Annotated in this window: 27 protein-coding genes; 25 read left to right on the forward strand and 2 right to left on the reverse strand. The window is 62.0% G+C overall.

Features of this window, described 5'->3' with window-relative positions; genetic code table 11:
- The first annotated feature begins 1 nt into the window (after position 1).
- From fliF to fliS, 16 genes are read left to right on the forward strand one after another with little or no spacing between them, the layout of a single operon-like run.
- The gene (fliF, locus tag LOZ77_RS05335; RefSeq protein WP_230281152.1) at positions 2 to 1,681 is read left to right on the forward strand and encodes a flagellar basal-body MS-ring/collar protein FliF; all 1,680 of its coding nucleotides are present in this window, start codon (positions 2 to 4) and stop codon (positions 1,679 to 1,681) included.
- A complete protein-coding gene (fliG, locus tag LOZ77_RS05340; RefSeq protein WP_230281153.1) occupies positions 1,678 to 2,685 on the forward strand; it encodes a flagellar motor switch protein FliG in 1,008 nt (335 codons plus the stop codon). Before fliF ends, fliG begins: the two co-directional genes overlap by 4 nt.
- On the forward strand, positions 2,672 to 3,271 hold the full coding sequence (locus tag LOZ77_RS05345) for a FliH/SctL family protein (RefSeq protein ID WP_230281154.1): 600 nt from the start codon (positions 2,672 to 2,674) through the stop codon (positions 3,269 to 3,271). Before fliG ends, LOZ77_RS05345 begins: the two co-directional genes overlap by 14 nt.
- Entirely contained in the window at positions 3,265 to 4,587 is a 1,323-nt protein-coding gene (locus tag LOZ77_RS05350; RefSeq protein WP_230281155.1) for a FliI/YscN family ATPase, read from the forward strand. Before LOZ77_RS05345 ends, LOZ77_RS05350 begins: the two co-directional genes overlap by 7 nt.
- Positions 4,584 to 5,003: a hypothetical protein gene (locus tag LOZ77_RS05355; protein ID WP_230281156.1), complete on the forward strand. Its 420-nt coding sequence runs from the start codon at positions 4,584 to 4,586 to the stop codon at positions 5,001 to 5,003. The genes LOZ77_RS05350 and LOZ77_RS05355 overlap by 4 nt, the downstream gene beginning before the upstream one ends.
- A 39-nt stretch (positions 5,004 to 5,042) precedes the next feature.
- The gene (locus LOZ77_RS05360; RefSeq protein WP_230281157.1) at positions 5,043 to 6,188 is read left to right on the forward strand and encodes a hypothetical protein; all 1,146 of its coding nucleotides are present in this window, start codon (positions 5,043 to 5,045) and stop codon (positions 6,186 to 6,188) included.
- A gap of 41 nt (positions 6,189 to 6,229) precedes the next feature.
- Complete coding sequence (fliL, locus tag LOZ77_RS05365) at positions 6,230 to 6,790, forward strand: flagellar basal body-associated protein FliL (protein ID WP_230281158.1); 561 nt, start codon at positions 6,230 to 6,232, stop codon at positions 6,788 to 6,790.
- Positions 6,791 to 6,795: 5 nt separating this feature from the next.
- Positions 6,796 to 7,695: a FliM/FliN family flagellar motor C-terminal domain-containing protein gene (locus tag LOZ77_RS05370; RefSeq protein WP_230281159.1), complete on the forward strand. Its 900-nt coding sequence runs from the start codon at positions 6,796 to 6,798 to the stop codon at positions 7,693 to 7,695.
- Between the two features lie 12 nt (positions 7,696 to 7,707).
- A complete protein-coding gene (fliN, locus tag LOZ77_RS05375; protein ID WP_230281160.1) occupies positions 7,708 to 7,986 on the forward strand; it encodes a flagellar motor switch protein FliN in 279 nt (92 codons plus the stop codon).
- 5 nt (positions 7,987 to 7,991) lie between these two features.
- Positions 7,992 to 8,270 carry a flagellar biosynthetic protein FliO gene (locus tag LOZ77_RS05380; RefSeq protein WP_230281161.1) on the forward strand — a complete coding sequence of 93 codons (279 nt, stop codon included), beginning with the start codon at positions 7,992 to 7,994 and terminating at the stop codon, positions 8,268 to 8,270.
- Entirely contained in the window at positions 8,267 to 9,019 is a 753-nt protein-coding gene (fliP, locus tag LOZ77_RS05385) for a flagellar type III secretion system pore protein FliP (protein WP_370638046.1), read from the forward strand. The genes LOZ77_RS05380 and fliP overlap by 4 nt, the downstream gene beginning before the upstream one ends.
- A 14-nt stretch (positions 9,020 to 9,033) precedes the next feature.
- The gene (locus LOZ77_RS05390; RefSeq protein WP_230281162.1) at positions 9,034 to 9,309 is read left to right on the forward strand and encodes a flagellar biosynthetic protein FliQ; all 276 of its coding nucleotides are present in this window, start codon (positions 9,034 to 9,036) and stop codon (positions 9,307 to 9,309) included.
- The gene (fliR, locus tag LOZ77_RS05395; protein ID WP_230281163.1) at positions 9,306 to 10,091 is read left to right on the forward strand and encodes a flagellar biosynthetic protein FliR; all 786 of its coding nucleotides are present in this window, start codon (positions 9,306 to 9,308) and stop codon (positions 10,089 to 10,091) included. The genes LOZ77_RS05390 and fliR overlap by 4 nt, the downstream gene beginning before the upstream one ends.
- Entirely contained in the window at positions 10,088 to 11,230 is a 1,143-nt protein-coding gene (locus LOZ77_RS05400) for a flagellar biosynthesis protein FlhB (protein ID WP_230281164.1), read from the forward strand. The genes fliR and LOZ77_RS05400 overlap by 4 nt, the downstream gene beginning before the upstream one ends.
- Before the next feature lie 30 nt (positions 11,231 to 11,260).
- Complete coding sequence (fliD, locus tag LOZ77_RS05405) at positions 11,261 to 12,694, forward strand: flagellar filament capping protein FliD (protein WP_230281165.1); 1,434 nt, start codon at positions 11,261 to 11,263, stop codon at positions 12,692 to 12,694.
- Positions 12,694 to 13,071 (forward strand): flagellar export chaperone FliS, encoded by a 378-nt coding sequence (fliS, locus tag LOZ77_RS05410; RefSeq protein WP_230281166.1) that lies wholly within the window; start codon positions 12,694 to 12,696, stop codon positions 13,069 to 13,071. The genes fliD and fliS overlap by 1 nt, the downstream gene beginning before the upstream one ends.
- A gap of 56 nt (positions 13,072 to 13,127) precedes the next feature.
- Here fliS and LOZ77_RS05415 read toward each other — a convergent pair whose 3' ends face one another.
- A complete protein-coding gene (locus LOZ77_RS05415; RefSeq protein WP_230281167.1) occupies positions 13,128 to 14,447 on the reverse strand; it encodes an OmpA family protein in 1,320 nt (439 codons plus the stop codon).
- A 569-nt stretch (positions 14,448 to 15,016) separates the two neighbouring features.
- On the opposite strand from LOZ77_RS05415, the gene LOZ77_RS05420 reads away from it, so the two are divergent.
- The 9 genes from LOZ77_RS05420 (at position 15,017) to LOZ77_RS05460 (ending at position 25,004) form a co-directional block, all read left to right on the forward strand.
- Positions 15,017 to 15,988 (forward strand): glycosyltransferase family 2 protein, encoded by a 972-nt coding sequence (locus tag LOZ77_RS05420; RefSeq protein WP_230281168.1) that lies wholly within the window; start codon positions 15,017 to 15,019, stop codon positions 15,986 to 15,988.
- The gene (rfbF, locus tag LOZ77_RS05425) at positions 15,988 to 16,845 is read left to right on the forward strand and encodes a glucose-1-phosphate cytidylyltransferase (protein WP_230281169.1); all 858 of its coding nucleotides are present in this window, start codon (positions 15,988 to 15,990) and stop codon (positions 16,843 to 16,845) included. The genes LOZ77_RS05420 and rfbF overlap by 1 nt, the downstream gene beginning before the upstream one ends.
- The gene (locus tag LOZ77_RS05430) at positions 16,823 to 17,824 is read left to right on the forward strand and encodes an NAD(P)-dependent oxidoreductase (protein WP_230281776.1); all 1,002 of its coding nucleotides are present in this window, start codon (positions 16,823 to 16,825) and stop codon (positions 17,822 to 17,824) included. Before rfbF ends, LOZ77_RS05430 begins: the two co-directional genes overlap by 23 nt.
- Positions 17,821 to 19,032 (forward strand): class I SAM-dependent methyltransferase, encoded by a 1,212-nt coding sequence (locus LOZ77_RS05435; protein WP_230281170.1) that lies wholly within the window; start codon positions 17,821 to 17,823, stop codon positions 19,030 to 19,032. The genes LOZ77_RS05430 and LOZ77_RS05435 overlap by 4 nt, the downstream gene beginning before the upstream one ends.
- 466 nt (positions 19,033 to 19,498) lie before the next feature.
- Entirely contained in the window at positions 19,499 to 21,838 is a 2,340-nt protein-coding gene (locus tag LOZ77_RS05440) for a TonB-dependent receptor domain-containing protein (RefSeq protein ID WP_230281171.1), read from the forward strand.
- Between the two features lie 95 nt (positions 21,839 to 21,933).
- Positions 21,934 to 22,617 (forward strand): PepSY-associated TM helix domain-containing protein, encoded by a 684-nt coding sequence (locus LOZ77_RS05445; protein ID WP_230281172.1) that lies wholly within the window; start codon positions 21,934 to 21,936, stop codon positions 22,615 to 22,617.
- A 14-nt stretch (positions 22,618 to 22,631) separates the two neighbouring features.
- A complete protein-coding gene (locus LOZ77_RS05450; protein WP_230281173.1) occupies positions 22,632 to 23,150 on the forward strand; it encodes a DUF2271 domain-containing protein in 519 nt (172 codons plus the stop codon).
- Positions 23,151 to 23,190: 40 nt separating this feature from the next.
- Positions 23,191 to 23,991, forward strand: coding sequence for a DUF4198 domain-containing protein (locus LOZ77_RS05455; protein WP_230281174.1), 801 nt, complete (start codon positions 23,191 to 23,193; stop codon positions 23,989 to 23,991).
- Entirely contained in the window at positions 23,988 to 25,004 is a 1,017-nt protein-coding gene (locus tag LOZ77_RS05460) for an FAD:protein FMN transferase (RefSeq protein ID WP_230281175.1), read from the forward strand. Before LOZ77_RS05455 ends, LOZ77_RS05460 begins: the two co-directional genes overlap by 4 nt.
- Before the next feature lie 120 nt (positions 25,005 to 25,124).
- Here the strand turns inward: LOZ77_RS05460 and LOZ77_RS05465 are convergent, their stop codons facing one another.
- On the reverse strand, positions 25,125 to 26,336 hold the full coding sequence (locus tag LOZ77_RS05465; protein ID WP_230281176.1) for a glycosyl transferase: 1,212 nt from the start codon (positions 26,334 to 26,336) through the stop codon (positions 25,125 to 25,127).
- Positions 26,337 to 26,454 lie beyond the last annotated feature (118 nt).

The following is a 26,454-nucleotide window of genomic DNA, read 5'->3' on the forward strand; positions in this document are numbered from 1 at the left end:
CATGGCCGATCTCGTTCCGACCATGCCGCAGGACGTGCCCCTGGGGTCGCGTGCCGTGGCGCTCACCGCTCCGCTGTTCGACCGGTCCGGCGGCCCCGTTCTGACCCGCCTGCGCAATTTCACCGCGCAGGAACCGGTGCAGCGCATGATCCCCGCCTTTGTCGCGGTCAGCGCATTGGGGCTGGCCGCGCTGGCATGGGCCCAATTGTCGCCCGCGCCGCAACGCATGCTCTATTCCGATCTGGGCGATGCGGACCGCGCCGAAGTGACCCAATTGCTGGATGCGCAGGGCATCGGCTGGCGCATCGACAATGCGACCGGCGTGCTGACCGTGGATGAAGAGGATTTCTATCGCGCCCGCATGCTGGCCGCGTCGAACACGTCTTTGGGAGCGCCCGACAGCAGTATCGAAATGCTGGACGCGCTGCCGCTGGGCGCGAGCAAGACGATGGAAGGCGAACGCCTTCGCGTCGCGCGCGAGCGGGAGTTGCAAATGACCATCGCCGAAATCGATGGCGTGGAAAGCGTGCGCGTCCATCTGGCCGAGGCCGAAAGATCGGCCTTCGTGCGCGAGGATACGCCCCCGTCGGCATCGGTGATGGTCCGGCTCGCGCGCGGGCGGCAGCTGGCGGATTCGCAAGTGCGCGCCATCGTCAATCTGGTCGCGGCATCGGTTCCCGGCATGTCGGTCGATGCGGTGCGCGTGGCCGACCAGCAAGGGCGGCTGTTGTCCGATCCGGTCCAGAAGACCGACGACCGGCTCGACCTGCAGGCCCGGATAGAGGACAAGCTGCGCAGCCAGATCGCCCATTTGCTGACCCCGATGTTCGGCGAGGGCAATTTCACCAGCGAGATCCAGGCCGAAATCGACATGGATCAGGTCACGCGCGCCAGCGAAAGCTATGACCGCAATGGCGCGCTGCGCAGCGAGAACCTTGTCAACAGCCAGTCCGTGGCCGCAGGCAATGCCGCGGGCATACCCGGCGCCCTGTCCAATACCCCTCCCCCCGCGGCCGAGGCGCAGGACCGCGCGCCCGAAGGCGGCGAAGTGACCCAGGGCGGCAGCGGCGCATCGGAAAGCAGTGCAAGCCGCAGCTGGGAACTGGGCCGCGAGGTTTCGGTGGCCAACAGCGCGCCGGGCGGCGTGAAACGCCTGTCTGTGGCAGTCGCGCTCAGCAAGGAAGCGCTGGGCAGCGCGAGCGCGCAGGAAATCGACAATATCAAGGCGCTGATCGGCTCTGCCGTCGGGGCCAATGCAGAGCGCGGCGATCAAGTAACCGTGATCGCCCGCAGTTTCGAGGCGGTGGAGGCCGATGGCGCCGCCTTTTACGAGACCGGATGGTTCGCGCGGCTGCTTCGCATCGGCGGAGCCATAGTGATCGCGCTTCTGGTCGTCCTGCTGGGCCTGCGCCCGTTCCTTAAAAGCCTGCGCGAGAGGAAGGAAACGCCTGTGCCCGCGTTGCAGGTCCGGCAGGACACATCAGGCAGCGCCGTGCCGGAGGGTGACGGCAAGCTGCTTGCCATCATGGATGCCGCCGCGCGCCGCGACGATCTGAACCGCAAGGTCGGACTTGCCCGCGAACTGATTGAGGAGAAGCCCGACGATGCACTGGCCGCCCTGCGCGAAATGTTGAGCGCAAAGCCCGGGAAGCGGGCCGATGCATTGCCGGAGGCGACATGATGACTGGGCAAGATGGCGACGCGGCCACGCGCGCCGCGCTGATGGTGATGATCCTTGAGGAAGAACAGGCCGCGAAACTGCTGGCCCGTCTGGAGCCGGAGGAATTGCAGGTTCTGGGCAACCGCATGTGCGCGCTGGAACAGGTGGAAGGGGGCGATCTGGATGACGCGCTGGTCAGCTTTATCGACCGGATCGGCAAAAGCTCGCTCTCGACCCACGACCAGATCGGCAAGGTCCGCAGCCTGATGACCCGCGCGGTCGGATCCGTAAAGGCCGATAATCTGATGCAGCGGATCAGGCCCGAACAGGCGCGCCCATCGCCATTGCAACTGATCCGCTGGCTGACGCCGGAATCGCTGGTGCCGCTGGTCCGCGACGAACATCCGCAGGCGATCGCCGTGCTGCTGGTGCAGCTGGAAGCGCAGATCGCGGCAAAGGTATTGCACCAGTTGCCCGACGATGTGCAGGGCGAAGTGGTGCGCCGCGTGGCAACGCTGGGCCCCGTGCGCAGCGACGCGCTGGCCATTCTGGAGGAAGTGCTGGAGCGCCGCATTTCCGAACATCACGGTCAGGCCGTGCTGAAGATCGGCGGACCGCGCGAGGCAGCGGAAATCACCAATAATTCGGATAAGGCGGCCGAACGGCGGATCATGCCGGTGATACAGGATTTCGATGCCGATCTGGCCCGCAAGGTCGAGGACGAGATGTTCACCTTCGACGATCTGCTGAAACTTGATCGCCAGAACATGGGCACGCTGCTGCGCGAGATCGAGAGCGAAGTGCTGGTCGTCGCGCTCAAGGCTTTGCAGGACGACGATCTGAAACTGTTCTTCGCTGCGATGTCCGAACGCGCCGCCGAAGGGCTGCGCGACGAAATGGACGAACGCGGGCGCGTCCGGCTTGCCGATGTCGATAATGCGCGGCGCGAGATGATCGCCATTGCGCGCCGCCTGTCGGATGCGGGAACCATCAGCTTTGGATCAGGCGACGATGAATTCGTTTGACGCCCCGCGTATCGCGCGGCTCGATCATCTGGCGGAAGGGGGCGGATTTCGCGCCGATCCACGCTATGGCGGCCTGCCCGCCCGCCCAGATCCGCGAGAACAGGACCGTGCCGACCGGCAGCGGGCCGCCAGCGATGCCTATGCCCGCGGCTATGAAGAGGGGCGTGCTGCTGCCATGGCAGAGGCAGAAGCGCATATGGCGGCAGAGGATGCTGCCCGGACAAAGCTGGGCGATGCGCTGGTCCGCATCGGGACCGAGGATGCGCGCTGTTTGTCCGAACGATTGCGCGATATTGCGCTCGCCGTGTGCTGCGAAATGCTGGCCCCGCTGACGCTGGACGAGGATGCGCTGAACCGCCGGATCGCCGCCTGTCTGGCCTTGCTGCGCGATGCCGGGGACCGCGTTCTGCATCTGAACCCCGACGATATCGCTTTGCTGGACGGCGATCTGCGCAAGGATTTGACGATTGCACCCGATGCGACCCTGCCGCGAGGCGAAATACGCATCGAAACCGCCGATGGCGGGGTTGAGGACGGTCCGGCGACATGGCGCGCTGCCATTGCCGAAGCGTTGAAGACATGTTGACGGCCGAGCGGCTTGCCCCGCAAATCCCCCTTCTGTCGTTGGGCCCCGCCCGTTTCGGGCTGGTCGCGGCCTGTGACAATGGCTTGCTGGAAGTAACCGGCCTGTCGCTGCCGATCGGCTGTATCTGCCGGATCGAGCAGGAGAGCGGGTCCGATATGGCTGCCGAAGTCATCGGTTTCCGCAATGGCCGCACGCTGATGATGATGCTGGGCGATAGCGCGCTGCTGTCCCCCGGATCGCGTGTTTATCCCGAAGGGCGCCCCGGCATGGTGCCCGTGGGCGAAGCGTTTCTGGGCCGTGCGGTCGATGGCAGGGGTCACCCTATCGACGGCGGGCCGCCGGTGCAGGTCGCGCAATTCTGGCCCGCGGGCGGCATGCGGAGCGGCGCGCTGGATCGCAGTCCCGTTACCAGACCGTTCGACTGCGGCATCCGCGCGATCAATGCGCTGGCCACGATGGGACAGGGCCAGCGCATTGGCATCATGGCCGGATCGGGCGTAGGCAAATCGGTGCTGATCGACATGATCGCGCAGGGCGCGGATGCCGATATCGTGATATTTGCCCTGATCGGCGAACGCGCGCGCGAGGTTTCGGGCTTTGTCGCGCGGCATATGTCGGGCGCAAAGCGCCAGCGCGCGATCACCATCGCCGTACCTGCCGACCATGCGCCCAATCTGCGCCTGCGCGCCGCGCAGCTGGCCGTGGCACAGGCCGAATATTTCCGCGCACAGGGCAAAAGCGTGTTGCTGATCATGGACAGTCTGACCCGCGTGGCCCACGCCGCGCGCGAGATCGGCCTGCTGCTGGGCGAACCGGGATCGGCTCGCGGCTATCCGCCATCGGCCTTGGCGATGATCAACCGGCTGGTCGAACGCGCGGGCAATAGCGCGCAGAGCGGCGGGGCCGTCACCGGCATCTATACCGTTCTGGCCGATGGCGACGATGAAAACGATCCCGTGGTCGACACTGCCCGCGCCATTCTGGACGGGCATATCGTGCTGTCGCGCGCCATTGCGCAGCGCGGGCAATATCCGGCGATCGATGTCGGTGCCTCTCTATCGCGCGTGATGAGCGATGTCGCGGGGCGCGAGCATCGAACCGATGCCACCGTGCTGCGCGCGCTTTGCGCTTCGTATGAGGCGAACCGCGATCTGGTGCTGATGGGTGCCTATCGCGCGGGAGCCGACGCACAGCTTGATCGCGCCATGGCGATGCAGCCCGCGATACAGGGCTTTCTGGCACAGGAAACGGACGAGCTCTGCCCGCTGGATAACAGCGTGGCGGCTTTGCATGCGCTGGTAGCGGGGCCGCCGTGAAACAGGACCGGCACGCGCTGCAACGCCTGCGCCGCCTGGAACGCGTGCGCGAAGTGGCGAAGCAGACCGCCGTGATGGAGTCTGCCGAGGCCGAGGGCACTTTGGGCCAGCTTGTGGCCCTGCGCGACCGGACCCGCGCAATTGCGGCATCCTATCGACCGCCGGTTGCCGAAACGGATGGCGGCGACCTGCGCCGCATGCGCGCCTTTGTCGAAGGTGTCGGCAGGCTGACCGGCCAGACCGAGCAGGACATTACCGCCGCGCAATCGCGCGCCGATGCGCTGCGCGGCGATCTGGCCGCTGCCCAGCGCCGCCTGTCGCTGGCGAGCGAGCGCACCATCCGTTGCCGCAAGGCGCTGAACGCGGAAAGACCGGCCGAAACACCGGCGCGGCGGAGCAACTGGCACGAAACTTGAAAGGTATCGGGAGAACTCTAGCCAAGCGGACCCGATGCCATGAATGCCCTGACCCTGTTCTCGCTGCCCGCCGCGAAAGGCACCGGCCTTACCGTCGAATCCATCATCAGTGGCGAGGGTACCGAGAGCGAGGAAAATGGCGGAAACGCGCCATTCGCGGCCCTGTTCGACATGCTTCTGGTTGCGCAGCCCGTTGCCGTTCCGGTGGCTGCGGGCGATGGAAATGCGGCAGTATCTGTTGCCGCGACCGGCAAGAACCTGCCGGTCTTGCCGGTCGCCGAGACGGCCTTGCCGGACATCGCCGCGCCGCTTGACCCTGTTACGGCTGATCCCGCGCAGCCGGTCCCGGACCTCCCATTTGCGGACTCGCCATTTGCGGACGCGCTTCCAGACGATCCGGCTCCGGCCAAATTCGTACCGCAGACCGGCCCCGCCCCCCGCATGCCGGAACCTGCGACCGTAGCCGCGCCCGTTGTTAAAAGTCTCCCCGCGTCTGCTGCCCAAATAGTCACCACCGTTCAGACCGTACTTGACGGAAGCGACACTACCCCTGCCCCGATCGGGACGCGCGAAACCCCACCCGCGACCGAACTGCCCGAAGCCAGTGAAGCGCCCGCCCCCTCACCCGCGAAAATCCTCGCAGCTCGCAGCGGTGGCGAGATGCAAGTGCAATTGACGATCAGCCAGCCCGTCGAGGCGAGGGCTGCCCATGCCAGCCCCGCCACCATCGAACGCACCGACCCGTTTCAGGGCGCGCAGCGCCTGGAAGAGCTGGTGCAGGCCATCGCCCATGCGCGCGAAACGGGCAGCAATCAGCCAGTTCGCGCTACCATTTCGCATGCCGAGTTCGGCGTTCTCGCCCTGCGCCTGTCGCGTGAGGATGGCGGCGTGACCGCACAGATCGCCAGCAGCGATGCCGGCTTTGCCCCTGCCGCGCATCATGCTCTGCGCACCGCCGCCGAAGCCGGCCTGCCGGGCCAAAACCGCGGTGAGGATCAGCCCCGGCATCAGGGCACCGCAGCCGAACAGCAGACCCAGTCGAACAGCCAGTCGAATAGCCATTCACAGGGCCAGCAAAACCGTGCCGCCACCCGCAGCGACGTGCGCACCGATACGGCATCCACCGCGCCCGAGGGTGAGACCGCCGAACCCACCGAACCCCGCGCGAGCGGCCTCTACGCCTGAGCGTCCGCGCCATTACCGCCATACCACCGAACGGACCCGACATGAGCAAGCAAGAGAAATCCGAAATGAGAAAGAAGGGCGGCAGCCGCCTGTTCATCGCCATGGGCGCGGTCGCGCTGCTTTCGGCGGGCGGCGGCGGGGCCTATGCCATGATGCGCGGTGGTTTGATGCCCGGGCATGAGGCAAAGGACAATACCCCGCGCCTGATCCGCAAGGGCGACAGCGACCCCTATCCCGCTGCCGAGGACACGCCCGCCGAAGTCTATGGCGATGGCGGCAGCGAGTATCGCACGGCCTATTACAGCTTTGCCGACAGCTTCACATCGAACCTCAAGGGTTCGGACGGTCTGGTTCAGCTGAGCCTTGCGGCTTCCACGCGCCGCGACGGGCGGGTGCTGATGTGGATGCAGCAGCACGAACTGGCCATACGTTCCTCCATCCTGACGGTTCTGGCCGACACGGGCGAGGACGAGCTGGGCACGATCGCGGGCAAGCAGGCGCTGCGCAAGCGGCTGACGGCAGCCATCAATGACGAACTTGTCGCCCATGAAGGCTTTGGCGGGGTCGATCAGGTCTATTTCCGCAGCTTTATCGTCCAGTGACCGCCATGGACCAAAGCTTCTCCATTGCCGCAGAACGGCTTGCCGCGCAGCATTGTGCGGAACTGACCGCCCCGCGCCGTACAGCGCCCGATCACGGCGCAGGCCTGTCCCGCTTTGCACGCCGCATGGCGCTGGTCCTTCCCGATCTGCTGGCGGGGTTAGGCGACGATATGCATTTCGCGATTACCGCCGCGGACCCGTGCTGCGGAGAGCCTGCAGAAATGCTGCAAGGCGATGGTCAGGGGTTCAGCCATGTCGTGCTGGGGTCGGGCAAAAGCGGTGATGATTTCGTGCTGTCGATCGAACGGCGCGCCGTGTTCGAAATGCTGGACCGCGCGTTCGGCGGCGACGGCCGGATCGCAGGCGATCTGCCCGATGTGCTGCCGCTGTCGGGCCAGTCGATCCTGATGCGTCTGGAACGCGGAATTGCCGATGTGGTGGCCGCACTTGCGCCGGCGCACGCCCTCCCCACGCTGCATATCGGTCGGCGCGAGGACGATATTTCAATGCTGCGCCCCTTTGTGCGCGAGGATGCGGTGCACCGCCTTGCCTTGTCGGTCCGCTGCGGCGATTCCGATCCGTGGACGCTGATGATCACCATGCGGGCCGCCATGGCCGAATTGCTGGCCGAGGCGAATGCCGGCAAGGCCAGACATGCGGCCATCGCCCCGCATGATGCCCCCTTTGCCGATATTCCGCTGCGCCTGCGCGCGACGCTGATCGACATGCGCCTTCCGCTCAGCCGCCTGGGCGGGTTGAAGCCGGGCGACATGATCCCCGTATCCGTGGCGCGCAGCGTGCCGCTGGCGCTGGGCGATACGATCGTCGCGCATGGCACAGTCGGCGAAATCGACGACCGCGTCGCGCTGCAGATCACCAGCGCCTTTTCCCGTTCCGCATCCTGAAAGGGTTTCCCGATGCATTCCGATCCGCTGAATTTCCTGAAAGATGTCGACGTCCGCCTTTCGGTCGAACTGGGCGCGGCGCTGATGCCGCTGCGCGATGTGATGGCTTTGCGCGAAGAAAGCGTCGTGCCTCTCGACCGCCTGACCGACGAGCTGGTCGATATCGCCGTCAATGGCCGCCGCATCGCGCGCGGAGAAGTGGTGGTGCAAGGCAACCGCTTTGCCCTGCGCATTATCGAGATGGAAGGGCACGAGCCTGCCGCCAGCACTGCCGAACCGGTGGAGGCCTGAGCGTCATGTTCGAATATCTGCTGAAACTGGCGATCATGCTGCCTGCCATCGGATTGCTGGCATGGGGCTGCCAGAAGCTGGCGAAAAAAATGCAGGACCGCGTGGGCGCGCCGGTTCAGGGCAAGTCGGCGCGTATCATCGAAACGACGATGCTATCGCCATCGCTCAAGCTTGCGGTCATCGAATTCCACGGGCGTGAAATTCTGGTCTCGGCATCCCGCACGGGCCTCACCCGTCTGGCAGAGGCCCCTGCCCGCGCCTCCGCCGAAGGTCTGGACCGTTGAGACGCGCCGCGATCTGGCTGGCTGGCGGCATTGCCGCCCTGCCCTTTCCCGCATGGGCGCAAGAGGCTGTTCCCGGAGCGCTCGACCGTGCTTTCGGAACGCTGGAGGCAGCCAATGGCGGATCGCTGAGCCTGTCGCTGCAATTGCTGCTGGTGATGGGGCTGCTGACGATCCTGCCCAGCCTGATCCTGATGATGACCAGCTTCACCCGCATCTTGATCGTGCTGGCCATTTTGCGGCAGGCGCTGGGGTTGCAGCAATCGCCGCCCAATCAGGTTCTGATCGGCCTGTCGCTGTTTCTGTCGCTGTTCGTGATGGCGCCCACGCTGGAGCAGGTGAACGCCCGCGCCATCGCACCCTATGCCGCAGACCGGATTCCCGCCGAAACCGCGATCGCCAATGCGGGTGAGGAATTCCACGCCTTTATGCTGCGCCAGACGCGAGAGCGCGACCTGATGATGTTTGCCGACATCGCCAATGCGCCCAAGTTCGAAAGCCCCGAAGCGGTGCCGTTCTCGATCCTGCTGCCTGCATTCGTCACCAGCGAGCTGAAAACCGCGTTCCAGATCGGTTTCATGCTGTTCCTGCCGTTTCTGGTTATCGACCTTGTCGTCTCGTCCGTGTTGATGAGCCTTGGCATGATGATGATGAGCCCGATGATCGTCTCGCTGCCGTTCAAGCTGTTGCTGTTCGTGCTGGTCGATGGCTGGGCCATGCTGATGGGCTCGCTTGCCCAAAGCTTTGCCTGAAGGGGAGACGGCGCATGGAAAGCGATGCCCTGCCCCTGCTGGCGCTGGCCGACCGGATGCTGTGGATCACCGCGCTGGTCGCCGCGCCCGTGCTGATCGCCTCGCTGGCGGTGGGCCTGCTGATCGGATTGATACAGGCGGCCACATCGGTCAATGAACAGACATTGACCTTCGTGCCCAAGCTGGCCGTAACCGCGCTGGTGCTGGTGTTGCTGGGCGGCGCGATGATGGGGCTGGTGGGCGAATTCGCGACGGAGATCTTCACCGAAATCGCGCGGATTTCGCAATGATCCAGACCGATTTCGGACTGGGCGGGATCGAGGCCGAGTTCTGGCGCTGGGTCTTTGTGATGACACGTACCGGCGCCGCGATGGCCGTCGCCCCGCTGTTCGGCGCCAGCAGCGTGCCTCCGCAGGTCCGCGTCATCGCGGGCGGCGCTGTGGCGATCTTTCTGTGCGCATGGTTCCCCGCCATCCGCGCGCCCGACGAATTGCTGTCGGTCGGCGGCATGGTCATCGTTGCGGGAGAGGTTCTGATCGGGCTTGCCATGGGCTTCATGTTGCAGATCGCCTTTGCCGCGCCCGTCATGGCGGCCGAAGTGATTTCGGGCACGATGGGCATGTCGATGGCCACGGCCGTCGATCCCGGCAGCGGCGCGCAATCGCCGGCGCTGGGGCAATATTTCACCGTGGTCATGACCCTGGTGTTTCTGGCCCTTGGCGCGCATCTGCACTGGATCCGCCTGTTGGTCGAAAGCTATGGGGCGTTTCCGCCGGGTTCGCCGTGGTTTTCCGCCGAGCGTTCGGGAATGCTGCTGGGCTTCGGCTCCACCATGTTCGTCAGCGCCATCGTGATCGCGCTGCCCGTCACTTTCGTGTTGCTTATGGCGCAAATCGTCACCGGCGTGCTCAGCCGGTCGGCGCCGTCGCTCAACCTGTTCGCGCTCGGCCTGCCGCTGGGCGTTCTGGCGGGTCTGGTGGCGCTGATCGCCAGCCTGCCGGTGTTGCACGAGCAGCTGGCCGATTTGTCGATGAATGCCGTGCTGGCCACCGAAGGGCTGATCGCACCATGAGCGGGGAGTCATCCGCGGGCGAAAAGACCTTTGCCCCAACCGACAAGCGCAAGCGCGATGCCGCGCAGAACGGCGATGTGCTGCGTTCGCGCGAACTGGCGACGGCCGCCGCCGTACTGGTGGGCGGCGCGTGGCTGATGTGGGCGGGCGGCTGGCTGCTGGAGAACCTGTCGACCGCATTGCGGCTGGGCCTGTCGTGGGATCGCGCCGAATTGCAGCATTTCGATCCCGCAGGCGCGATGACGGCGTTGATGGTCGCGCTGCTGCCGCCGGTTTGCGTGCTGGGTCTGGTTGTCGTCGCATCTTCCATCTTTTCCCAACTCGGCTTTGGCACCGGGGTCTGGGTGGGCAAGAACCTGTCGTTCAAGGGCTCGCGCCTGAATCCGCTGTCAGGGTTGAAGCGCATGTTCGGCCCCAACGGGCTGATCGAAATGGCCAAGGGGCTGGCCAAGGTCGCCCTGCTGATGGCGATCGCGTGGGCTTGGGGCAAAAGCCATTATCGCGGCTTTGCCTCGCTTGGACGCGGCGAATTGATGCAGCAACTGGGTTTTGCATGGGACGCGCTGATCGCGCTGGTATTCGCGCTGGGTGTGGGCCTGCTCGCCATCGCCCTGATCGATGTGCCGGTGCAATTGCTGCGCCGAAACAAGCGCCTGATGATGAGCCTTCAGGAAATCCGCGACGAGCACAAGGATGCCGAAGGATCGCCCGAGCAAAAGGGCGCGATCCGCGACCGGCAGCGAAAACTGGCCGCGGGTGCGCTGGCCCCCGCCATGCGCGAGGCGCAATTCGTGATCGCCAATCCCACCCATTTCTCGGTCGCGCTGTGCTATGATCCGGCCAAGGCGCATGCCCCCGTGCTGCTGGCCAAGGGGCGCGGCGACAAGGCGCTGGCGATGCGCGATCTGGCGGCGGAATATGGCGTGCCCGTGCTGGAATATCCGCTGCTGGCACGCGCCGTCTATTTCACCACGCAGGAACGGCAGGTGATCCGCCATGACCTGTATTCGGCAGTGGCAGCGCTGCTGGCATTCGTATTCGCGCTGAAACGGGGCGAAAGCCCGCGCGCACCGATGGTCGATGTGCCCGTATCGCTGCATTTCGATGCCGATGGCCGCGCATCGGCAAGGCACCCTTAAATTCGCGTCCCCGCAACCGTTTGAGGCAGCATGACCACGACCAGCGCCACATCCGCCACCAGCAGCCTGATCTCCGCGCTTGGCGCGGGCAGCGGGATCGACATGGCGCAGCTCGCCAGCGATCTGGCCGCCGCGCAATATGCGACCCGTATCGACCGGCTGGCAGCCAAATCCGAAACGCTGCAGGCGCAGATATCGGCTGCCTCCGACCTTAAAAGCATGATGCTCAGCCTTGCGACATCGTTGGGAGAGCGGGTGCGCGTGGGCGATCTGTCCACCCAGCCCAGCCTCGACAATGCATCGGTGGCCAAGGCCGTGTTGTCGGGCACGCAGCAGCCCAAAGGAACCTATTCGCTGGAAGTGGAACAGCTGGCACAAGGCCAAATGCTGGCCAGCACCGCGTTCGGATCGCGCAGCGATAGTGTCGGCGCAGGCACGATCACCATCCGGTTCGGCACGGTGGACGGAGCCAGTTTTACCGACAGCGCATCGAAGGCGCCGGTCGATATCGCCATATCGCCGGGGATGACCCTTGCCCAGACAGCGCAGGCGATCAACGCTTCGGGCGCGGGAGTAACGGCCTATGTTTCGGACACGGTCGATGGCGCGCGTCTGGTTATCAAGGGGCCGGAAGGGGCCGAAAGCGGCTTTGTCCTCGACGTGACAGAGGATGGGGCCAATCCTGGCCTGTCCGCACTCGCCTGGCAGCCGGGATCGGCGGGCGGCACGCTGCTGCAACAGGGGCAGGATGCGCGCGTCAGGATCGACGGGCTGGTGCAGACTTCGCCCGGCAACACGCTGACCGATGCCCTTCCCGGCGTCACGCTGACCCTGACGGGTGCGAATGCGGGCGCACCGACGACGGTGCGTTTCGCCGATCCGTCATCCGCGATTACCGAGGCGATGCAGGACCTGACATCCGCACTGAACGAGATTGCCGCCGTGCTGAATGCCGCAACCGATCCGCTGACCGGCGATCTGGCCCGCGACAGCGGCGCGCGGGCACTGCGCCAGTCCTTCTCTGCACTGGCAGGCAAGATCATCATGCCCGGCGCTGCCGAAGGGGGCATACGCAGCCTGTCGGATCTGGGATTGAAGATCACGCGCTATGGCACGTTCGAATTGGATAATGCCCGTCTGGCCGTCGCGATGGCACGCGATCCCGAAGGGGTGGCGGCGTTGTTCACCACCGGCGTCACCGGTGTTTACGCCACGTTTGATTCACTGTCGCGCAGTGTCAGCGCGGTAGGCAATCCGGGCAGCCTGGCGGGCTCTCTGTCGCGCTATAACGCCGAATTGCTGGAACTGGGCGAGGATCAGGCCGATCTGGCCGAGGATCAGGAAGCCACCCGCGCACGGCTTGCCGCCCGCTTTGCCGTTTCGGACAGCCGGATCACGCGTTACCAGTCCACGCTCAGCTTTCTTGAAAACCAGATCGCCGCATGGAACGCGGATAAGGGCTGATGCTGTCGGGCAGGGTCCATCCGGCAGAAGCGTACAGGCAAGTGGAATTCGATGCCCGCGTCCATGGCGCCAGCCCGCAAGAGCTTGCCTCGATCTGTTTCGAACAGCTGACAGGCGCGCTGGGCACGGCGATCCATGCGCAGGAAACAGGCGATCCGGTGCTACGCAGCCGTTCGCTCTCGCGCGCCGTGTCCAGCCTGCTGGCGCTGGAAATGGGGCTGTCGGGCGACGATCCGGTGGTGATGGCGATGCGCGACCTCTATGGCCGGGCGCGGTCGTCGATCCTGTCCTGCGCAGTTCAATTCGATGCCGACAGGCTGGACCATATCCGGCGCGACTTTATCGATATTCACGCCGCGCTGTCGGGCAGCAATTAACGAAAACCCCCTCCCGGCATGGCCGGAAAGGGGGCTCTCGCCTCATAGCAGATCTCTCAGCTTGCGACGTAAATATCGACGTTGACGCGGCGGTCCGGGGCGAAACATTCGCCCGCGGCCACCGGATCGGCCCCTTCTGTCAGCAACGCGGCGCAATCTTCGGGCGTGTTGGCGGCGGGATTGGGGAATTTCTCGCCCGCACCGAACACCTGCACCGCGCGGCCGTTCCAGTCGATCCCCTCGGCCATGGCCTTCTCCTTCAGATAATCGGCCACCGCCTGCGCGCGTTCCTGCGACAGGGTCAGGTTCAGCGCATCGTCGCCGCGCACATCGGCATGGCCCACGATCCGCGCGCCCGTCACGATCTGTCCCTTCGCCTCGCTGATGATCTTCTCGTCGATTTGCGCCTTCCCTTCGGGTGTCAGCACCGCGCTGTCGGTTTCGAACAGCGCATCGGTGACAAGTTCCGACGTCAGCACGCGCGATCCGGCAGGCGCACCGGCAGAAGCAGGCGCAGCAGCCTCTTTCGCGCTGCCAAGGCCCAGCAGAGAAAGCAGGCCGAGCAAAGCCGCACCGATCAGGCCAAGCCAGAAGGGCAATAGTGACGGCCGAGCGGTCGCACTGGCGGTCGCGGTGGTCAGTGTGGTCAGTGCGCCTGCATCTACAATAGGGCCAGCGACGGTGTAATGTTCCTTGAATGTGTGTCCCGTTCGCGCCGACAGCACGGCCACGGGCAGTCCCATCGCGGCGGCAAGACTGGCATTGTCGCCCATCAACAGGCGGCGGGCCTGATCGATCCAGCTGCCGACATTGCCGATGGTTACATCCTCACCCGCGGCAACAAGCTGGCTGGCCAGTTTCTCGGGCTCGGCATCGGCCAGCAGGGGCACCGAACCGATGCCCAGCGCGCCCAGACGTTCGGCAGTCGGCGCACCGATGCCTTTCACCTCGCTCAGGGCCAGCCGGCCTGCGCGAAGGTCGCCCTTGACCTTCACGAATTCGTTGAGCCAGCCATTCGCCAGCAATTTCGCCTGAAATGGCCAAGTATAGGGCCGCGCGATGGAAAACTCGCTGCCGCCCTTGCGCAGGATGTCGGCAATTTCGACCGGGTCCATCGCCGCGATCTGAGCGAAGCGGTGGATGCCGTTGTCGTGCAGCAGTGCCGCAATTTTCGGCCCGACACCCTCGATCGCCTCCAGCTGGTCGACCAGAGTTTCGCGCTCCTCTTTAATGCTGACCGTCTTGCCTTCGATGTCGGCCAAACCGATCGCGCTTTCCGTGTCGGTCCTGCCGCCGATCAACCAGGATATCAGCCCGCCAATCGCAAGCCCCACGAATAGCCAGAACAATATGGTCAATATGTCGATGCTGAACACGAGCCTCTCCATGGATTGGCAGAAAACCGCGCGACCAACGGCTGTCCGACATTGAAACTGCGCGGGAGTATCGGGCGCCGCTATCGGCCGGGCCATCAGGCTAAACCCTGTTAGTCCGCGAGATTGCCGGATTGATCGCACGAGACGACCCTGTGGCAAATTGGGGGCAATCACCCAGCGGCGAGTCGCGGATTGTCAGGAGTTACAAAGGTTAATGACGCTGCCGATCTGAAGCGATTCCCTCACCTCGACCTATACTATCGGGTTAGAGGGCAGACTATCCGGCCCGTTCGCAATGGATGGTCGCCATGTAGCCAGCATAGGGCCGAACCGTATGAATTATGCCGCTGCATCCGTTGCTTGCGACCGTCACCGGCAGTTACTGCCCGCTTGCTGGCGATAAAGAAAAAACCGGCTCCATCTACAAATTTCAGTGCATTTTCAGCAGGCTGAGACCAGCCACCGAATTGGAGTATTCCGGTTCCACCGATGCGCCATTGATGGAGACGCTGATAAGGGGTTTTAGTCGAAGGAACGGGGCGCGATAAAAACACTACGCTGGGGGCAGCATGGATACCGTGAAGAGCCGGGTCGTTCTGGCTATGCCGGTTTATAATGGCGAGAACTTTGTCGCAGAGGCGATCGAATCCATCCTTGGGCAGGATTACGCTGACTTCCGCCTGATCGTAACTGACAACGCATCGACCGACGGAACAGGCGATATCGTCCGCGACATTGCGAAACGTGACAAACGCATCGCCTATGTCCGAAATCCCGAAAACCTCGGCGCTTCGCGCAATTACAATCTCGGCTATGAGCTTTCGAGCAGCGAATATCTGAAGTGGTGCGCACATGACGATCTGTTGAGCGAGAATTATCTGGGCGAGTGCGTCGCAGCGCTGGATGCGGATGAGGGACTGGCGCTGGCTTTTGGCAAGACCATCAGCATCGACCCGAACGGGAAGCGGCTGCCACCCGTACCGTGGGACACGCCCGATATCGACAATCCCGACGCGGCAGCGCGCTTCCGACAGATCATCGACCTCTTCGGTCGCATGTGCTTTCCCATCTTTGGCCTCATGCGGCGTTCAGCGCTGGCAAAGACCGACCTGCACCCGTCCTACTACGGTTCGGATCAGGCATTGCTGGCGGAACTAGCATTGCGCGGCCGGTGGAAGCGGATCGAGCATGCCATTCTGTGGAACCGGGATCACAACCAGCGCTCGCTTGCGATAGAGGACAAGCTGGAACGCGCCATGTGGCAGGGCGGTTCGAAGAACCGGATGCTCGCCGCCGAGCATCTTCAGCTTTTGCACCATCTCTGGAAGATTGGCGGACAGCACAACGACGTCGCCTCGCCATGGGCGCTGCGCAAGGTGGTGCTGAAACGCGCTGTCGAGCCGATGCAAATGGGCCGCTATGTTCTGGAAGCAACCAGCTTCATCTCGCCCGGCATGGCACGCAGGATGCGGGGACTTGTAACCCGTACGCCAGAGCCGGAGGATACTTCACCAAGCGAAAAGAGCATGGGAGCGGTCTGATGAAAGTGGGAATCCTTGCCGGCGGGTTAGGCTCCCGCCTTTCCGAAGAGACCGACATCCGCCCCAAGCCGATGGTAGAAATCGGCGGCATGCCGATCTTGTGGCATATCATGCAGATTTATGCCCATTACGGCCTTTCCGAATTCTGCATCGCCTTGGGTTACAAGGGTGAATATATCAAACGCTGGTTCAAGGACCTGCATGACCAGTCCGGATCGATCAATGTATCAACACGTTCCGGCGCCGTCGCCAGCCACACATTGCCATCCATTCCCGACTGGTCGGTCGATCTGATCGAAACTGGGCAGCACGCTGGCACCGGCGGTCGCATCCGCCAACTGGCCCCCTATCTCGGCAATGAAACGGCGCTGATAACGTGGGGCGACGGGGTGGCCGATATCGATATTGCCGCCCTGCTCGATTTCCACCGTTCGCACGGTAAGCTGGCGACATTGACGGCGGTTCGCCCCCCTGCCCGCTATGGCCATCTTGAACTCGCGGGCGACCGGATCAGCAGCTTTACCGAAAAGCCGCAAATCGGCGAAGGCTGGATCAATGGTGCGTTCTTCGTGCTCGAGCCCGAAGTGATGGAATATATCGCCGACGACGAGATGATGTTCGAACAGGACCCCCTCGTCAATCTGGCTGCCGACGGTCAGCTGATGGCCTACCGCCATGAAGGTTACTGGCAATGCATGGATACCATGCGCGAAAAACAGATCCTCAACGATGCGTGGCAATCGGGCACAGCTCCGTGGAAGATATGGAAGGACGATAGCGATGAAAATCTTGGTGACAGGGCATCTCGGGTACATCGGATCGGTCCTCGTCCCAATGTTGTTACAGCGGGGACATGATTTAGCCGGACTGGATTCCGACCTTTTCGCGGCTTGCGATTTCGGTAGCGCGCCAGTGGAATTGCCCAAGATCGGCACTGACATTCGCGACTTTGCCCAAAGGGACGACGCAGTGGATGCATTGCGCGGGTTCGATGCGGTTATTCATCTGGCCGGGCTGTCGAACGACCCGCTGGGCGATTACCGACCCGAACTGACAGAAGCGATCAATTGCACGGCTTCAGTCGATCTGGCCCGCCTGGCCAAGCAGGCAGGTGTCGAGCGCTTTCTTTTCGCTTCTTCCTGCTCCAACTATGGAGCGTCAGGAAATGACTATATTGCCGAAGATGGCACGTTCAATCCTGTCACCCCCTATGGCGAATCCAAAGCTGCTGTCGAGCGTGCGGTCGGCCCCATGGCGGACGAGACATTCTCACCCACATTTCTGCGGGCGAGCACGGCCTATGGCCTATCGCCGCGAATACGATTTGATCTGGTGGTCAATAATCTGACGGCATGGGCGTTCACAACTGGCGAGGTCCATTTGAAAAGCGATGGGACCGCATGGCGGCCGATTGTTCATGTCGCCGATATCGCGGCTGCCTATGTGGCCGCCGTCGAAGCCCCGCGAGAGGCCATCCATAATGCGGCATTCAATGTCGGCATGACCGAAGAAAACTATCTGATCCGCGATATCGCCGAAATCGTTCACAAGATGGTGCCCGGATCGACCCTTGGCTTTGCCAAAGGTGCGGAAGCGGACAAGCGCAATTATCGTGTGAACTGCGACCTGATCCGCAAGGTTTTGCCTGAATATCAGCCGCAATGGACCTGCCGCAAAGGGGTTGAACAATTGCTGGCAGCCTATGCCGATTTTGGCTTGAAGCTCTCTGAATTCGAGGGTGAGCGTTTCAATCGTATCGCGCATATGAAACACCGGGTAGAGCAGGGAACGGTGGATGCCGATTTCCGGCCGCAGGTGCAGAAGGTGGCGGCATGAACGTCGCTGCGTCTGTTGAAGCGACAAACACGCCAGCGCTGATCGGGTCATGCCCCTCGTGCGGCAGTGCTGCCTTAACCGGCATTTATGCGCAGGACGATATTCCTGTCAGCTCTTGCCTGTTGTTCGACAATGCCCAAGCCGCACTTCAGGTCGATCGTGGTGATATCAGATTAAGCCATTGCGAAGATTGCGGTTTCATTTTCAACGCCGCGATCCGCCAGGGTGCGAGCGAATATTCGGAGCGGTACGAGGAAACACAGGGTTTTTCGCCCACTTTTTCCAGCTTTCATACTGCGCTGGCCAAGGAGCTGATCGAACGGCATGAGCTGAGAGGGAGAGAGGTGCTTGAAATCGGCTGCGGCAAGGGTGAGTTCCTGCTGCTGCTGTCGCAATTGGGCGAAAACCGATGCACAGGTATCGACCCTAGCGCCCATCCTCACCGGATAGCGGGAATAGAAGGGGCTGAGCGGGTTAAACTCGTCCCCGAATTCTTTGCCCCTGAACTGGCGCAGAAGCAATTCGATGCAATTATCTGCAAGATGACACTGGAACACATTGTCCCAACGCTCGATTTTCTACGCGTTGTACGTGCGGGAATTGTCGAAGGCAGCCGCCCGCTGGTGTTTTTCCAGATTCCCAATGCACTGCGCATTTTGTCCGACGCCGCCTATGAGGATATCTATTACGAGCATTGCTCTTATTTCACAGCAGGCTCGTTGGTGCGCTTGTTCGAAAATGCCGGTTTCGCGCCGCTGCGTGTGCTTCACCAATATGATGATCAGTATCTTACGATCGAGGCGACCGTCGGCAATGCGCCCCCGCTGGATATCGCGGACGATCGCGCCGAAGTAGCGCGGCTGGCCGGCAGCCTTGCAAAACGCGTGGCGGCCAAGCAGGCCGATTGGGCAGCGCGTATCGACGCGGCGGTGAAAACGGGCCGGAAGGTCGCCTTATGGGGCAGTGGATCGAAGGCAGTGTCCTTCCTCGCGGCCCTTCCCGACCCGGCCAAGATCGAAGCGGTCTTTGATATCAATCCAAACCGGCAGGGTCATTCAATGCCGGGAACCGGCCATCATATAGTTGGGCCAAAGGATCTGACCTCGATCTGCCCTGATCTGGTGATCGTCATGAATGCCGTCTATCGCGATGAGATTGCTCGCGAGCTGATAGATGCAGGGATCGAAGCGGAGATCGTGGCGCTCTAGTCCATGTTGAACCGGATATAGCAAATGGCGGAGCACCAGGTCCGCTGTGAATCGTGCTCCCCCTAGTATTCCCTGAACTGCGATTCTTTTAAGCGAAATCAAGCGATTTTGCCTCAGATCCAATATGCGGCATGACCGAAAGGCACACATTTCTGCCATGTCACGCATTAAGTTCCCTACACCGAGAAATAGTTGAAATTTCGTCACTTTCAGGAAGGCAACTTAAGCATTCAGGTAAGTCGTGGTTACGCCGAGAGCCCGGACCAGATCCCCCAACCTTCACTGCAACTAAACCGCGCCCAATTGTAACAAACTGTTGCTGCTGGGTTTTATTGTTGACCCAAAGTCTTTCAATCGCGAAAGACGCGCCTCAAATGCGAGTCACTAGCATTAGCAAGGGGGCGTTGTGACATATATTGATGGTTCGATTGGAGTTCGGTTAAGCGCGACTGCGGCTTTGGGAGTATTGGCTTTTGCCGCTCCCGCAACGGCGCAGACAAGCAACGAGGCGGTCAGGTCTGACGTCGAGACAAAGAATATCAAGACCGACGAGCACGATATCGTCGTCAGCGCGGCAGGCTTTGAACAAAAAATCGTCGAAGCACCTGCCAGCATCAGCGTCGTAACATCAGAGGTGCTAGCCGAACGGCCCTACATGACCTTGATCGACGCGGTACGCGATCTTGAGGGCGTGGATGTCGGCGAAACTTCGGACAAGACCGGTCAGCGCACCATCAGCATTCGCGGCATGGGGCCGCAATATACGCTGCTGCTCATCAACGGGAAGCGCCAGAACAACCACGGCGACATCTACCCCAACAATTTCGGCGGTAATGCCTTCAACCATATCCCGCCGCTCGACACCGTGCAGCGGATAGAGGTTATTCGCGGCCCTGCATCCACGCTGTATGGCGCCGATGCACTGGGCGGGGTGATCAATATCATCACGCGCCCGGTCAGCAGTCGTTGGTCGGGCTCTGCCACTGTCGGTCGCAGCTTTCAGGAAGACAGCCGGTTCGGCGACGATATCACCTTCGACGCAGCGATCAGCGGCCCGATCGTGGGCGATACGCTCGGTATTGCGCTGCGCGGCGCAATCTATGAACGCATGGCATCCAATCCGGAATTCGTGCCGGTCACCGATCCCGCCGGCGTAACCCATGTGCGCGCTCTGGGCTTTGGCGGCGGCGGGCGGACCGTGGATAACACGAATTACAATATCGGCGGTACACTCAGCTGGATGCCGTCGGACAATCACACCATCGAATTCGATTACGATCTGTCGCGCCAGATCTATGACAATACGCCGTTCACCGATCCTCAGACCGGCGAAGTCAGCTTCCCCCTTGGTACGCTGGATAGCATCGACACCATCTGGCAGGAACGTGGCGGAATGGTGGGGCCGCGCGTGGGGTACAAGGACGAGCAACGCTTCAATCGCGACAATTGGTCGATCACCCACAATGGCGAATGGTCTTTCGGACGCAGCTTTATCTCGCTCGCCTATATCGACACCGTAAATCGCGGGCGCACACGCCCGTTCTCGGTCGCGGAACGTCTGCTGTTGCAGGAAATGTATGACGGCACAGGCGATTATGCCGGATTGAGCGAAGATGAACGGCGCGCGATCGCAGAAGAGACCTTCCTCCCGCGCCCCGACCGCGACCTCAGCAGCAGCCAGTACACTGCAGACACGCGACTGGTCGTTCCGCTAACGGGCCTTGCGGGCAATCACGAACTCGTCGTCGGCGGCCAGTATATCGACGGCGAACTGTTCGACGCCGTGTTTGGGCTAGAAGAGAGCGAAGAAGGCGTTTCCGCCGTCCAGAAACAGCAGCAATGGTCGGTCTTTGCCGAAGACAACTGGTCCCCCGTCGATCTCTTCACCCTGACCGCAGGCATCCGCTATGACGAGCATGATATCTTCGGCGGGCAGGTTTCGCCACGGCTGTATGGCGTGTTCAACGCAACGAATACGCTGGTAATAAAGGGCGGCGTCAGTACGGGGTATAAAACGCCGCAGACGACCGATCTGTACGACGGCATTCGCGGCTTTGGCGGACAGGGGACATCGCCCTTCGTCGGCAATCCCGATCTGACACCGGAAACCAGCGTGAATTCGGAAATCGCGATCTATTGGGATCCGCTGCCCGGCACGGGGATCAATGTCACCTATTTTCATAACAAGTTCGACGACAAGATCGCCAGCGAGGCTGTGCAGCCCTGTGAAGTGACCGGCGGTGTTCGCCCTTGTGCCAATCTGGGCGATTATTACGGCGTGCTCGGCCTTGGCGGGACGGTCAACCAGCCCGTCAATATTGACGAGGCAAAGGTCGAAGGCGTCGAGGTCGCGGGCCGTTTGCGCTTTTTCGATGCGCTGAACCTCAGGGCCAATTACACCTATACGGACAGCGAGCAGCTGAGCGGATCGGATGAGGGTCTGCCTCTGACCAATACCGCTCGCCACATGGCCAATGCCACGCTGGACTGGTCGCCGACCGATCGGTTCAGCGCGCAATTGAATGCCGAACATCGTTCGCGCCGCTATCGCGGGGTCGATGCGGGAACGGGCGAACGGCTCTATTTCAAGAGCTATACTGTCCTGAACCTTGGCGGGCAGTTCATGCTGAACGAGAACCTGACCATCGGCGGGCGCGTCAATAATCTGCTGGATACGGATTTCACCAGCTATCACACGAGCTTCATCGATAATGGCGACGGCACATACGAGCCGGTGTTCGTCGACGACTATAACAACAAGGACAAGGCGCGGAGCTATTGGGTCAGCCTGAACGCGCGCTTCTGATGTTGCGAGTTGCGGATCGGGTCAATCCCTCTTGATACCGATCCGCAACTGCAACTATCACGCAATATGACTATCCGGGAATCATCGCAGCGCTCATGAAACCGCAATCCCTATCCAACGGCGCTGCTGATAGCGCGAGATCGCCGCGCGCGCCGAAGAAGAAGCGACGCATTCCGGCATTCTGGGTGCGGCAGTTCCACACATGGCACTGGATGAGCAGCGCGATCTGCCTGATCGGCATGATCCTGTTCGCGGTGACCGGCATCACGCTGAACCATGCCGGCGCGATCGAGGCGGAACCTCAGGTTGTTTCGGACGAGGTGATGCTGCCGCCCGAACTGCTGGCTGAACTGGCCGAAGCACCGACCGAGGGCGGCGCAGATGTCCCCGTGCCCGATGCGGTGGCTGCCTGGCTGGAGGATGAATTCGCTGTCAATGTTTCGGGCCGCGCCCACGAATGGAGTGCAAGCGAGCTATACATCCCGCTGCCGCGTCCGGGCGGCGATGGCTGGATCGCAATCGACCGTGACGGTGGCGATGTTCTGTACGAAAATACGGATCGTGGCTGGATCGCCTATCTTAATGACTTGCACAAAGGCCGCGATAGCGGAACCGCGTGGTCATGGTTCATCGACATATTCGCAGTCGCCTGCGTCATCTTTTCGGTAACCGGTCTGCTCTTGTTGCAGCTTCACGCCAAGAACCGTCCGACCACATGGCCGATCGTCGGGGCAGGATTCGTAGTCCCGTTCCTCTTGCTTGTTCTTTTCGTACATTGATTCAGGAGCCGCCGATGCGTGTTACCGTCGCTTTCGTCTTTGCCGCCACAGGTCTGGCCGTGCAGCCTGCCGCGGCGCAGGAGATGACCGTCAGTGTAGAGATCCCGCGTCTGCGGGTGGCCGAATATCATAATCCCTATGTCGCGGTCTGGATCGAGGACGAGAACGGGCGCGCGGTTCGCACGCTCGACGTCTGGTATGACATCGATCTAACAGGCGACGATCCCAAGAAATGGCTGCCCGATATGCGCACATGGTGGCGGCGAACAGGGCGCACGCTGGAGATGCCCGCCGACGGAATCAGCTCTCCGACCAAGGCTCCGGGCACGCATAAGCGGGTCTACAAGCAGGGTTCGCGCCCACTGGGGAACCTGCCTGCTGGTAGTTACAAGCTACAAGTCGAGGCCGCGCGTGAGGTTGGCGGGCGCGAGACTGTCAGCATTCCGTTTCAGTGGCCGCCCAAGCCGGGCAGCGGAGCAACCGTACGCGGCAAGGCCGAACTGGGCGCGGTTCGCCTCGATCTGAAACGCTGAGGCGCCGCAGTCGATTTTTCAGGATCAGGAAAAGGAAAAAATGATGTTCGCCAAATCGAGCCTGTATGCCATCGGCCTTGCGCTGGGCCTGTCCGCCATCATGCCGTCGCAGGCAGAAGCGCACCGCCGCTGGCTGCTCCCGTCCGCCACCGTGCTGGCGGGTGAAACCGAAACCGTCAGCGTGGACGCGGCGGCATCGAACGGGCTTTTCCTGTTCGACCATCGCGCCATGCCGCTGGACTCGCTCGTCGTCATCGGTCCCGATGGTCAGGCAGTCGCGCCCGAGATCATCGGTTCGGGCGCCTATCGCAGCGTGTTCGATCTGGCGCTTAAGCAGCAGGGCACGTATCGACTGGCGCTGGTATCCGACGGCATGATGGGGGTTTATGAGCTGAATGGTGAACGTCGCCGTTTCCGCGGCAGCCCCGAAAATCTGCCCGAAGGCGCGACCAATGTGCGAACCAGCCAGACCAGTTCGCGTACCGAGACTTTCGTCACGCTTGGCGCGCCCTCCCCCGTCGAACCGACCAACAAGGGGCTGGAAATGATCGCTCTAAGCCATCCGAACGACATCGTCGCCGGAGAGCCTGCGCAAATGCGCTTCCTGATCGACGGAGAGCCCGCATCCGGGATCGAGGTGGAGTTCGTCGAAGGCGGAACGCGATATCGCGACGATGCAGGGATTCGCATGTTGACGACCGATGCCGATGGGATCGTGTCGCTGGAAGCCGCCAATGCGGGAATGTACTACGTCGAGGCCAGCGTCACGCGCGAAGCTGCGGATGGTCAGCCCGACCGTCGCAGCTCCTATACGGCAGTGCTGGAGTTCCTGCCGCTTTGACCAAAGGCGCAAGGGCGGCGGACAAGCAGATCGGACAGATTCTGCTGCCGCCCAATTCCGACCGCTCGGCCGCACCTCCACCTGCGGGTAGCCGTGAAGTGCGGCTGGGCGGTGAAACCATGGGCACGGTATGGACGCTGGCGGCGTTCGTACCGTCGTCCATCACCGACGCGGTCGTGCGTGCCGCATTGGAAAAAATCTTCGCAAATATCATCGCCGGATTGAGCCAGTGGGAAGCAGGGTCCGCAATCTCGCGGTTCAATTGCGCACCGGCGGGTAGCTGGCAGCACATCAATAGGGATTTCGCCCGCGTGCTGGATTGCGCGCTGAATATTGCTCGTGCCAGCGGCGGAGCCTTTGACCCGACCATCGGCAAGGCCAGCGAGTTATGGGGTTTCGGCACGGCGCACGCTCCGCTGCGGCGTCCAGACGACCGGCAGGCGGCGACCACAAGGAATTACAGCTGGCGCGATGTGCAAACGCAGGAATTCTGTTCGCGGTTGCTTCAACCGGGCGGGATGGCGCTCGACTTTTCGGGCATTGCCAAAGGTCACGCAGTCGATGCGGGCATAGAGGCGTTAAACCGTCTTGGGATCGGCAGCGCCCTGCTGGAGATCGGCGGCGAATTGCGCGGATGCGGATTGCGGGCAGACATGATGCCATGGTGGGTCGATCTGGAGACCCCGCCTGAAAGCATCTGCCCCGCGACGCGGGTCGGACTTGCCAACTGGTCGGTGGCGACATCGGGCAGCTATGTCAGGCGTGTTCAGGCCGGCACAGAGTCATGGTCGCATACGCTTGCGGCCGACAGCGGCCTGCCCGTGGACAATGAAGTTCTGTCGGTTACTGTATTTCACACAGGTTGCATGCAGGCAGATGCATTGGCAACAGCGGTCCTTGCCCTGGGCGAAACGGAAGGCCTCGCCTTTGCGGATCGGTATGGCATTCCGGCCCGCACAGTTACGCGGATACGTGTGGGTGAAAGCGCTGCCTGGAAGCAGTGGTCGAAATAAAAGCAAGGCATGCCGAAAATAGATTGGATAATTCGCGAATCAGGGCTCTAAGACTGCGAAAAAGCTGCCGCTTCCAGCGAGAATGGCACGAACCGAAGTCGCTCTTTTCGATAGACCCGCTTATGGAGCGACTTGGCTGAATGCGACCGTGCCGGTCGTGCTTGCAACGTTGCCCGTCACCGGTTTGGCATTGTTCAAATCAGTGGCAATCATGCGGGCGATGCGCACGCACGGATCCGTCTCTGAAAAACATGCGTTGCCCGTTTCATCCCCGACAAACCCGTCAAAAGCGGCCATTGCACGCTTCACCTGCACAGCACGATAGTCGGGCCAGCTTTCAAATGCGTGTTGGATCGCAGTATCCAGATCATCGTCCAGCTCGATCACAGGGCCCATGTCCCACATCGCATAATCAGGATTATCCCGCCATGCGGCATCGTGGCCGTTGATGAACAGACACGGGCGTGGGCGCACCTGATATTCGTATATCTGGCTGCTGACATCGCCGACATAGAGGTCGGCCGCCATTGTATAGCTCATGTCCACCGACCGCTCCGATCCCAGATCGACAATCACTCGGTCGTTCACGGCGAGTGCCTGCCAATCCTGCTTTCGAGTATCATTCCAGTTCCGTGCCATGCGAATATGCGGCGCAATTACAAGGTTGTAACGATCCGATGCGCAGACCGCATCCGCTAGCCGGCGAGCCATACTATAGCCCGAGCCCATGCGGCGATGAAAATGCGGGTTGTAGAGAATGACAGGTCTGTCATCGGGAAATAGCGGCTTACGCTTCAACCCGGCCCGTATCGTCGCAGCCAGTTTAACAGGGCCGCCGACGACGCAATTTTCAGGCGTGCAGCAGCCCTCGGCGATCAGGCGTTCGCGGTCCTTGGCACCTGCTACAAAGACCTTGTCGAAATGGCGGAAACGGTCTTCGAATCCCACGGCACGATCACCAGCTCCATGTGGAATATGGAACAGTGGAGGACAGTAGCCCGGTAGTCGCTTCAGAATCGTGCTGGTCCGCTCTGCACACAGGATGGCATCGCAATCGCGTATCCGGCTTGCAGCCAGCAACAGCTTCGCGATTTTGTGAGCGGCAGGCGGCAGCATAGCCCGCAGAGTGCTTGGCATCTTCATGATCACGATCTCGGGCTGCGGCATGGCCAGCCTGTCGGCCAATGCTGCGATACCGTCTGCATCGTCAGAGCTTGGGGCGAAGATCCGTACCTTGCACTGCCTCGATTGCTCCAGTTCGAACGCGACTGGCAGAAAGTGGAGGTATTGATGGGAACCGCCGATCGCCGGCACATGGACAGTCGCAGTCACAAGGCTACGCACCGATCAGGAAAGGCTGAAGTCATGCCTCGCCATCTTGCAGCACCACATAAGTGGGACATGGACGATACATTTGATTTCACCCATGTTTGGCACACAAGCGTGTCTC

Origin of the sequence: Croceicoccus sp. Ery15 (assembly GCF_020985305.1) — a bacterium.
In the GTDB taxonomy this organism is placed as follows: Bacteria; Pseudomonadota; Alphaproteobacteria; order Sphingomonadales; family Sphingomonadaceae; genus Croceicoccus.

What these genes read in the sequence shown, in the direction of transcription:
- fliF (WP_230281152.1), top strand. Translation starts at nt 2, where the DNA reads ATGGCCGATCTCGTTCCGACCATGCCGCAGGACGTGCCCCTGGGGTCG.
- fliG (WP_230281153.1), top strand. Translation starts at nt 1,678, where the DNA reads ATGATGACTGGGCAAGATGGCGACGCGGCCACGCGCGCCGCGCTGATG.
- LOZ77_RS05345 (WP_230281154.1), top strand. Translation starts at nt 2,672, where the DNA reads ATGAATTCGTTTGACGCCCCGCGTATCGCGCGGCTCGATCATCTGGCG.
- LOZ77_RS05350 (WP_230281155.1), top strand. Translation starts at nt 3,265, where the DNA reads ATGTTGACGGCCGAGCGGCTTGCCCCGCAAATCCCCCTTCTGTCGTTG.
- LOZ77_RS05360 (WP_230281157.1), top strand. Translation starts at nt 5,043, where the DNA reads ATGAATGCCCTGACCCTGTTCTCGCTGCCCGCCGCGAAAGGCACCGGC.
- fliL (WP_230281158.1), top strand. Translation starts at nt 6,230, where the DNA reads ATGAGCAAGCAAGAGAAATCCGAAATGAGAAAGAAGGGCGGCAGCCGC.
- LOZ77_RS05370 (WP_230281159.1), top strand. Translation starts at nt 6,796, where the DNA reads ATGGACCAAAGCTTCTCCATTGCCGCAGAACGGCTTGCCGCGCAGCAT.
- fliN (WP_230281160.1), top strand. Translation starts at nt 7,708, where the DNA reads ATGCATTCCGATCCGCTGAATTTCCTGAAAGATGTCGACGTCCGCCTT.
- LOZ77_RS05380 (WP_230281161.1), top strand. Translation starts at nt 7,992, where the DNA reads ATGTTCGAATATCTGCTGAAACTGGCGATCATGCTGCCTGCCATCGGA.
- LOZ77_RS05390 (WP_230281162.1), top strand. Translation starts at nt 9,034, where the DNA reads ATGGAAAGCGATGCCCTGCCCCTGCTGGCGCTGGCCGACCGGATGCTG.
- fliR (WP_230281163.1), top strand. Translation starts at nt 9,306, where the DNA reads ATGATCCAGACCGATTTCGGACTGGGCGGGATCGAGGCCGAGTTCTGG.
- LOZ77_RS05400 (WP_230281164.1), top strand. Translation starts at nt 10,088, where the DNA reads ATGAGCGGGGAGTCATCCGCGGGCGAAAAGACCTTTGCCCCAACCGAC.
- fliD (WP_230281165.1), top strand. Translation starts at nt 11,261, where the DNA reads ATGACCACGACCAGCGCCACATCCGCCACCAGCAGCCTGATCTCCGCG.
- fliS (WP_230281166.1), top strand. Translation starts at nt 12,694, where the DNA reads ATGCTGTCGGGCAGGGTCCATCCGGCAGAAGCGTACAGGCAAGTGGAA.
- LOZ77_RS05420 (WP_230281168.1), top strand. Translation starts at nt 15,017, where the DNA reads ATGGATACCGTGAAGAGCCGGGTCGTTCTGGCTATGCCGGTTTATAAT.
- rfbF (WP_230281169.1), top strand. Translation starts at nt 15,988, where the DNA reads ATGAAAGTGGGAATCCTTGCCGGCGGGTTAGGCTCCCGCCTTTCCGAA.
- LOZ77_RS05430 (WP_230281776.1), top strand. Translation starts at nt 16,823, where the DNA reads ATGTTGTTACAGCGGGGACATGATTTAGCCGGACTGGATTCCGACCTT.
- LOZ77_RS05435 (WP_230281170.1), top strand. Translation starts at nt 17,821, where the DNA reads ATGAACGTCGCTGCGTCTGTTGAAGCGACAAACACGCCAGCGCTGATC.
- LOZ77_RS05445 (WP_230281172.1), top strand. Translation starts at nt 21,934, where the DNA reads ATGAAACCGCAATCCCTATCCAACGGCGCTGCTGATAGCGCGAGATCG.
- LOZ77_RS05450 (WP_230281173.1), top strand. Translation starts at nt 22,632, where the DNA reads ATGCGTGTTACCGTCGCTTTCGTCTTTGCCGCCACAGGTCTGGCCGTG.
- LOZ77_RS05455 (WP_230281174.1), top strand. Translation starts at nt 23,191, where the DNA reads ATGATGTTCGCCAAATCGAGCCTGTATGCCATCGGCCTTGCGCTGGGC.